The organism is Mesorhizobium sp. M2A.F.Ca.ET.037.01.1.1, assembly GCF_003998075.1.
In the GTDB taxonomy this organism is placed as follows: Bacteria; Pseudomonadota; Alphaproteobacteria; order Rhizobiales; family Rhizobiaceae; genus Mesorhizobium.
The window spans coordinates 1-6,835 of the sequence record NZ_RZSA01000284.1; the positions used below are offsets into that span (position 1 = coordinate 1).

General features: G+C 65.0%; 5 protein-coding genes. 1 reads left to right on the plus strand and 4 read right to left on the minus strand.

The genetic code is table 11. From position 1 onward, the window contains the following. Positions 1–331: ATP-binding protein (locus tag EOA27_RS15940; RefSeq protein ID WP_245491103.1), on the plus strand; the 331-nt coding region annotated here is incomplete at its 5' end. A gap of 655 nt (positions 332–986) precedes the next feature. Here EOA27_RS15940 and EOA27_RS15950 read toward each other — a convergent pair. The 4 genes from EOA27_RS15950 to EOA27_RS15965 all read right to left on the minus strand — a co-directional run. Then, on the minus strand, positions 987–3,962 hold the full coding sequence (locus EOA27_RS15950) for a bifunctional [glutamine synthetase] adenylyltransferase/[glutamine synthetase]-adenylyl-L-tyrosine phosphorylase (protein WP_127256665.1): 2,976 nt from the start codon (positions 3,960–3,962) through the stop codon (positions 987–989). Between the two features lie 12 nt (positions 3,963–3,974). Beyond that, positions 3,975–5,453 carry a HAMP domain-containing sensor histidine kinase gene (locus EOA27_RS15955; protein ID WP_126078358.1) on the minus strand — a complete coding sequence of 493 codons (1,479 nt, stop codon included), beginning with the start codon at positions 5,451–5,453 and terminating at the stop codon, positions 3,975–3,977. An 8-nt stretch (positions 5,454–5,461) separates the two neighbouring features. Beyond that, positions 5,462–6,136 (minus strand): response regulator transcription factor, encoded by a 675-nt coding sequence (locus tag EOA27_RS15960; RefSeq protein WP_127256667.1) that lies wholly within the window; start codon positions 6,134–6,136, stop codon positions 5,462–5,464. Between the two features lie 314 nt (positions 6,137–6,450). Next, positions 6,451–6,835: PDZ domain-containing protein (locus EOA27_RS15965; protein ID WP_127256669.1), on the minus strand; the 385-nt coding region annotated here is incomplete at its 5' end.

Consider the following 6,835-nt stretch of genomic DNA (forward strand, 5'->3'; position numbering starts at 1 on the left):
GCTCTCCAATGCAGTGAAGTTCACCGGCCAGGGCGGCAAGATCACGGTCCGGGCACGCAACACGTCGGGAGCGCTACTGCTCACCATCGAGGACAATGGCTGCGGCATCCCCAAGCATGCGCTGAGCAAGCTCGGGCGGCCGTTCGAGCAGGTGCAGAACCAGTTCTCCAAGAACCACACCGGCTCAGGCCTTGGCCTCGCCATCTCGCGCTCGCTGGCCGAGCTGCAGGGCGGCGCGCTGAAGATCCGCTCGACCGAAGGCGTCGGCACCATCGTGTCGGTGCGCATCCCGCTGAAGAAGGCGCCGGCCACGGTGAAGGTCGCGGCTTAGGTCAGAGCGGTTCACCGGCGGACCACGCCCGCTGTGCTGCCCAAAACAGGGGAAAACGTCCACTTCGGGTTCTATTGCAGAATTGCTAATATTACGATTGGCTCAGCCGGCTTGCCCCCGCGCCGGTCAGGCCCGGCGGTTGGTCGAACCCACCCCAACGAACTGGGCCGCTAAACTGAGCTAGTAGGGTTTAGATCGTTTACGGCTGCCGACGCCGGGCTCGCCTCGGCGCGTTTCGATGCCCGTCTATAGACCAAGCCGACGACGAGCCGAAATATCCGACCTGCAGAATGACCATGGCCAGCATTGCCCATCCGAGCGCCGTCCAGACGGAACCAGTTTCCATGTCAGCCCAGATCGCCACCATGAATGACGCCGCGAACATGCCCACCAAGAATTTCTGAAGATCCATAGTTGCCCAGCGCCCCAGGTTTTGGCGATTTTGGGGGGCTTTCAAGTCAGCCGTTGAAAGAACCCGCCGCTCCATTTGCGGAGCGGCGAGGCCCCCCTTCGTCGGGGTGATGATTGACCCCGGCATTGCTGCAGTGCAATTGCGGTGCCAGACCCATTGACCCATTACGGGACGCCTCTGCCAATGGCGCAAGGCCGGATCGCCGATTAATATTAACTGTGACTAATATGCCACCCGGGAATCTCATGGCGACGATACGGTTGATGGCAACACTCCCGCGCGTAGCAGACGATCAAAATCTCTCCTGACCTTCCGCGACGTCTCCTTGAGATGCGCTTCCAGCACAGCGAAATCCGGCAGGTCGGTGACCGCCAGCAGCAGGTCCGAGAGGCCCGGCGGGACATCGTCGCGCTGGAACTCGCCGGTGAGGCAAAGCCTGATCATCTGGGTCAGGGCCAGATAAAGCCGGTAGGCTTCGCCAAGCTCTTCGCGGATGTCGCCCCCCGCGAAACCCGGAGCCAGCCGCGCCAGAATGTCGGCTGTCGCCGTCACCCGGCGGCCGGGCTCGACATTGCCGGTGATGGTCGCGACTTGGGCGATGAATTCGAGATCGATCAGTCCGCCGGGGATCAGCTTGATGTCCCAGAGGTCGCGCGGCGGCTTTTCCTTTTCGATCAGCGCGCGCATCTCCGAGGCTTCGGCTTTCACCTTGGCGGCGTCGCGCGGCTGCGCCAGAACCGCCGCCACCTCTTCGTCGAGCTCGGCGCAGAGTTCGGCATCGCCGCCGATGGCGCGCGCCCTCGCCAGCGCCATGTGCTCCCAGGTCCAGGCATCCTGGCGCTGATATTTCTTGAACGCGTCGATATGGGTGGCGACCGGCCCCTTGTTGCCGGAGGGGCGCAGGCGAAGGTCCAGTTCATAGAGCACGCCTTCGGCGGTCGGCGCCGAGACGGCGGCGATCAGGCGCTGCGTCATGCGGGTATAGTAATGCGACGGCGCCAGCGGCTTGTCGCCGTCGGACTCTTCGGCATCCGCGTCATGGTCATAGAGCAGGATGAGATCGACATCGGAGCCGGCGGTGAGCTCGCGGCTGCCGAGCTTGCCCATGCCGAGCAGCGCCACCCTACCCCCGGCGATGCTGCCATGGCGCTGCGCGAATTCGGCGATCACCGCTTGAAGCGCCGCCTCGATGGTGAGGTCGGCGAGATCGGAAAAGGCACGCCCCGCCCGCGCCGGATCGATCGAGCCGGCAAGCAAGCGCACGCCGATCAGGAATTTCTGCTCGGCGGCAAAGATGCGCAGGCGATCGAGCACGTCCTCATAGGCGTGGTCGCCCTCGATGAAGGCGGCAAGGCGGGCCGAAAGATAGGCGCGATCCGGCAATTCGGTGAGCAGCGCCGGGTCGAGCAGCCCGTCAAAAACATGCGGGCGGCGCGTGATGATGGCCGCCAGCCGTGGGGCAGCGCCCATGATCGTCGCCATCAGCTTGAGCAGCGCCGGGTTCGATTGCAGCAGCGAGAAGAGCTGGATGCCCGCTGGCAGGCCGGCAAGGAACTCGTCGAAGCGGATCAGCGCCTCGTCGGCGCGTCGCGTCTGGCCAAAGGCTTTGAGCAGCGCCGGCGTCAGTTCGGTCAGCCGCTCACGCGCTTCGGCAGACTGGGTGACGCGGTAGCGGCCGAAATGCCAGCCGCGGATGACGCGACAGATGTCGCTCGGCCGCTGAAAGCCCAGGCGATGCAAGGTCTGCAGCGTGTCAGGATCGTCGACATCGCCGGTGAAGACCAGATTGCCGATACCGGCCGACAGTTCGGGAGCGGTTTCGAACAGCGCCGCATAGTGCCGCTCGACCTGCTGCAACGAGGCGCGGAAGGCCTGCGTGAAATCGGCCTCGCCGGCAAAGCCCAGCATCAGCGCAATGCGTTCCAGCCCCTCGTCGCTGTCGGGCAGGATATGCGTCTGCTCGTCCGCCACCATCTGGATGGCGTGCTCGACACGGCGCAGGAACCAGTATTGCCGGGTGAGCGCATCGCGCGCATCGGCGGTGATCCAGCCGCGCGCGGCGAGCGCACCCAGCATCGGCACCGTCTCGCGGCCGCGCAGCTCCGGGAAGCGGCCGCCGGCGATGAGCTGCTGGGTCTGGACGAAGAACTCGATCTCGCGAATGCCGCCGCGGCCGAGCTTCACATTGTGGCCCTTCACCGCGATCTCGCCATGACCCTTATGGGCATGGATCTGGCGCTTGATCGAGTGGACGTCGGCGATCGCGGCATAGTCCATGTATTTGCGCCAGACATAGGGCTGCAATTCCTTGAGGAAGGCGGCGCCGGCGGCAAGGTCGCCGGCAACTGGGCGCGCCTTGATCATGGCGGCGCGCTCCCAGTTCTGGCCGCGCGCCTCATAATAGCGAAGCGCGGCCTCGACCGGGATCGCCAGCGGCGTCGAGCCTGGATCGGGACGGAGCCTGAGATCGGTGCGGAAGACATAGCCGTGCTCGGTGCGGTCCTGCAGGATTCGCACGAGCCGCCGGGTGAGCCTGGAGAACAGCTCGGTCGCGTCGAGCGGGTCGATGACGGCCGGCGCTTCCGGATCGAAGAAGACGACGAGGTCGATATCGGAGGAAAAATTCAGCTCATGCGCGCCGAGCTTGCCCATGCCGAGCAGGATCCAGCCTGAATCCTTTGCCGGCACCGCCGGCTTCGGCAGCTTGAGCTTGCCTTGCCGGTGCGCGTCGAGCAGCAGGAAATCGACGGCGGCGTTTGTACAGGCGTCGGCCAAATCGCTGAGGCGGCGCACCGTCACGGAGGTCTCCGCCTCGCCCGAAAGATCGGCCATCGCGATCAGGAAATGCGCTTCCGTCTTCCATTGCCGCAGCGCCATCATCAGGCTCGATTCCGAGGCGTCGTCCGACTTGGCCGCGCCGCTGATCGCTTCGCCGATGGCGCCGAGCCGCGCTTCGATCGTTCCATCGAACAGCGTGTCGAGGATTGCCGGCCGGCGGCGCGCGACATCGCGCAGGAAGGGCGAGAGATCGAACACGGCCGCCAGCAGGTCCAGCGGCGGCCCCTCGCCCGCCAGGAATCCAGCGAGGCGGGAAAGCCCCTCCTCCTCGGCGGCGTCGGCGATCTCCGACAATTCGCGCCGGGCATGCTCCGTGTCCAGGGGCTGGAGCGCCAATGTCGGGCTAAGCCGGAATTCGGATTCGATTTTCTTCTTCGCCATTTGTCCGAACCATCAATGCGTCTCCCGCAACGGAAAACTCATGACCACGGACAATCCTGGATTGGCGGGCAAAAGATCAAGCCTGCCGTTGTGGAAAGTCATGATGGCCTTGGCGAGGCTGAGGCCGAGGCCCGAGCCCGGCTGCGAGCGGCTCTTTTCCAGGCGCACGAAGCGCTCGGTGGCGCGGGCACGATCGGCGTCGTCGGGAATGCCGTGGCCATTGTCGGTGACGGTAAGCTTGATTTCGCTTCCGGCGCGCTCCAGCGCCACACGCACTCTCGGCGTCTCGGCGGCGTCGGTCGAGTATTTGATGGCGTTGTCGACGATGTTGGACAGCGCCTGACCGATCAGCTCGCGGTTGCCGTTGATCGTGAAGGCCTCGGGGACGGTCGCCTCCAGCGTGACACCCGCTTCCTCCGCCACCGGCTCGTAGAGCTCGACGACGTCGCTCACCGTTGCGGCGAGATCGACCGGACCGGTCTGTTCCGAGGAATAGCCGGCCTCCAGTCGCGAGATCATCAGTATGGCGTTGAACGTCTTGATGAGCTGGTCGGACTCCGCGATCGTGCCTTCCAGCGCCTGGCGGTAGTCTTCCGTCTTGTGCCTGCCGGCAAGCGTCGCCTCGGCGCGGTTGCGCAGCCTGGTCAGCGGCGTCTTCAGATCATGGGCGATGTTGTCGGAGACCTGCTTCAGCCCCTCATTCAGCATGGCGATTCTGGCCAGCATCGCATTGAGGTTTTCCGACAGGCGGTCGAATTCGTCGCCGGCGCCGGTGACCGGCAGCCGTCCGCTGAGGTCGCCGCCCATGATGCGGCGGCTGGCATCGGACACGCTGTCGATGCGTTTCAGCGCGGCGCGCCCGACGAAGAACCAGATCAGGAGCCCGCCCAGGCCCATCATGCCGAGCGCCAGCGTCAGTGCCCTGCTGATGACGGCGCGGAAGCGCTCGGGCTCGCCGAGGTCGCGGCCGACCAGCATGATCATCTGGTTTGGTAGTCGCAGCACCAAGGCGATGGCGTTGTGGCCCTTTTCGCCTGTCGATTGGGGAGTGCTGTTGTCGCCGGCCTGGGGCGCGGACTGGTCGGTAGCTCCACTGCGCAACCGGTCGAGCTCGCCTTCGCCGAAGCGCTGGTAGGAGAAGGGCTCGGTCGTCCAGCCCTCGGTCTCGATGACGCCGGGCTCCAGGCTCTGCACGTTGCCGGTCAGGATCTGGCCGTTGGCGTCGGCGATGAGATAGAGGTTGGCGCCGGGCTGGCGCGAGCGGTTTTCGACGACGCGCACCAGCACGGGCAGGCCGCCGCGCTGATAGGCACGGGCGAGGCCCAGCACCTCGTCGTTGATGGTCTCCTGCGTCTGCGCGGTCAGCATGCGCGCCGACAGCGACGTCATGTAGAAGACGAGCAGCACCGCGCAAAGCGCAAAAAGCAGAAGATAGAGCGCCGAGAGCCGGGCCGCCGTCGTCTTCATGATGGCCGGCAGGGAAAGAGCCATTTTGCTCCTTAACCGCCTTTCAGCATGTAGCCGGCGCCGCGGATCGTGTGCAGGATCGGCTTGTCGAAGCCTTTTTCGATCTTGCCGCGCAGGCGCGAGACATGGACGTCGATGACGTTGGTCTGCGGATCGAAATGATAGTCCCAGACATTTTCCAGAAGCATGGTGCGGGTCACCACCTGGCCGGCATGGCGCATCAGATATTCGAGCAGGCGGAACTCGCGCGGCTGCAGCGTGATCTCGCGCCCCGCCCGCTTGACCGAATGCGACAGCCGGTCGAGATCGAGGTCGCCGACGCGGTAGACGGTCTCGGATTCGCGCGCGCCGGCACGGCGATTCAGCACCTCGACGCGGGCGAGCAATTCGAAAAAGGCGTAGGGCTTGGTGAGATAATCGTCGCCGCCGGCGCGCAAGCCGGTGACGCGGTCGTCGACCTCGCCCAGGGCGGACAGGATCAAGACCGGCGTGGTGTTGCCGCGCGAGCGAAGCGCGGCGATCACCGACAGGCCGTCACGGCGCGGCATCAGGCGGTCGACCACCATCACGTCATAGTCGCCGGCGTCGGCCAGCGCGAAGCCGGTCTCGCCGTCGCCGGCGACATGGGCGGTGTGGCCTGCCTCGACGAAGGCTTTCTGCAAGTAGTCCGCCGCCTCGCGATCGTCTTCCATGACGAGAATCTTCATGGAGCCGTTATACGCGATTTCATCGGAGGTTTGAGGGGCAGTCATTGCGTCCTGCTTTGCCTTCATTAGTCGCATGTCTTCTTCCCAAAACCGGCAACCACTTTTGGGCGACATGCGATAAAGCGGCAGCGGGTGATGGGAAACCCGCTGCCGCCAGGAGCGAAACACGGTGACTGACTTACGTGCTCGGCCCCATGTTTCCCCACGGCGGCTCGGGGGTGTTGATACGGCCATGGGGAAAGCTGAACGTCTTCTAGTGGCGCATGGTCCTTTCCGAAAACCCCCATGGGATTTCCGGGGTCATGCGCGGCATGTCAGCCCTTGCCGACCGGCAGCGCGACGAAGCGGTTCGAGTCGTCGCGGGTGATCTGCATCAGCACGGCCTTGCGGCCGGCCTTGGCGGCATCGGTCATCGCCTTGGAGACGTCGTCGGTGGTGTTCACCTCGTTCGAATTGATCGAGGTGATGACGTCGCCGGGCTGGATGCCGCGGTCGGCCGCGTCGCTGTCGGGATCGACATCGGTGACCACGAGTCCCTTGCCGTTTTCGGCCTTGGTGACGGTCAGGCCGAGATCGGCAAGCGTGTCGGGCTTGGCGGCAGGCGCCGACTGCTTGCTGTTGTCGTCGTTCGAGGCCTGCTTGTCGCTCGCGGGCAGCGTGCCGAGATCGACCTTGACCGTCTCGTCCTTGCCGTTACGC

What these genes read in the sequence shown, in the direction of transcription:
- EOA27_RS15955 (WP_126078358.1), bottom strand. Translation starts at nt 5,453, where the DNA reads ATGGCTCTTTCCCTGCCGGCCATCATGAAGACGACGGCGGCCCGGCTC.
- EOA27_RS15960 (WP_127256667.1), bottom strand. Translation starts at nt 6,136, where the DNA reads ATGAAGATTCTCGTCATGGAAGACGATCGCGAGGCGGCGGACTACTTG.
- EOA27_RS15950 (WP_127256665.1), bottom strand. Translation starts at nt 3,962, where the DNA reads ATGGCGAAGAAGAAAATCGAATCCGAATTCCGGCTTAGCCCGACATTG.